This is a genomic window from Nonomuraea sp. PA05 (genome assembly GCF_008086045.1).
GTDB classification, from domain to species: Bacteria; Actinomycetota; Actinomycetes; order Streptosporangiales; family Streptosporangiaceae; genus Nonomuraea; species Nonomuraea monospora.
On record NZ_VSEY01000103.1, the window covers coordinates 1 to 1,177 of the forward strand.

1 protein-coding gene is annotated in these 1,177 nt (G+C 70.9%); it reads left to right on the forward strand.

All coding sequences use genetic code 11. The features are described 5' to 3' along the window. The first annotated feature begins 142 nt into the window (after positions 1 to 142). Entirely contained in the window at positions 143 to 1,177 is a 1,035-nt protein-coding gene (locus tag FXF51_RS60205; protein ID WP_222871999.1) for an IS630 family transposase, read from the forward strand.

Below are 1,177 nucleotides of genomic sequence, written 5' to 3' on the forward strand. Positions count from 1 at the left end.
GGTCCTAAGCGCGTATCCAGAAGTTCTGCGCGTAACGGGACGTGAGACCGTCAAGGCGGACAGGCATTGACAGGGGCCTCGCCGGGGGTTGGATCGAGGTTGCTGAGACCGTCTTTCCCGCCCCGGCGAGGTCGTGGTCAGTATGCGCCCTCCTGTCGTGTTCGCCAATGCTCCGGACGCGTCGATCGAGCAGCTACAGGCGGCGTTACGCGGCCGCTGGCGGCAGGCGACGCGGGCGATGATGGTGCTGTTGTCGCTGCACGGGCTGCCGGCGGCGCAGATCGCTGACCTGCTCGCTTATGACCCGGGCACGGTGCGCCGCTGGATCGGGCGGTTCAACCGGCTGGGCGTGGCGGGCCTGGCCGATCGGCCCCGCCCCGGACGTCCCCGGCGCGGTGGCCGGCGGCTGGTGCACCGCATCGCCGCATTGCTGGCCCGGCCGGGGCCATGGACGATCCCCCGGTTGTGGCGGTACCTGAACCGGCCCGCCCTGAGCCGCCGCACCCTGTATCGGCGAGTGCGCCTGGTAGGCGTCTGGCGGCGCCCGAAGCTGATCGCCAAGGGCGACCCGGACCGCTGGCGGACCCTGCTCGACCTCACCGCCCGGCTGCGTGCGCTGCCGCGCGGCGCGATGGTGTGGGCCGCCGATGAGACCCACGTGCACTGGCTGCCGTACGTGCGGGCCAGCTGGACGCTGCGCACGCACCGCCCGCAGGTTGCCACGCCGGGCAAGAACCGGCAGGTTACCGTGCTCGGCGCGCTGGAGATGACCACCGGCCGATGGGTGTACCGGCTCGGTCACCGGCGCGCGGCCGACTTCCTGCTCCTGCTCGATCTGGTGCTGGCCGCGTTCCCGGCCGCTCCGGCAGTCGTGGTGATCTGCGATAACGACAGCATCCATCACGCCAAGGCGGTCACTGCGTACCTGGCCGAGCACCCTCGCCTGGAGTTGCTGTACGGGGCGCGCTACAGCCCGCATGACAACCCGGTCGAACGCGTCTGGGCCGGGCTGAAGGCGTTCATCGCCAACACCGCGCTCACCTGGCCCGGCCGCCTCAGACAGATCCACGCCTTCTTCCGCGCCCGCTCACCCGACCAGCTCCTGACCGCCGCGATCCCCGAGGTCAGCCCCTGGCTCCCCGCCGGTTACAAGCGGGACTATTGGAATGCCGCTTAG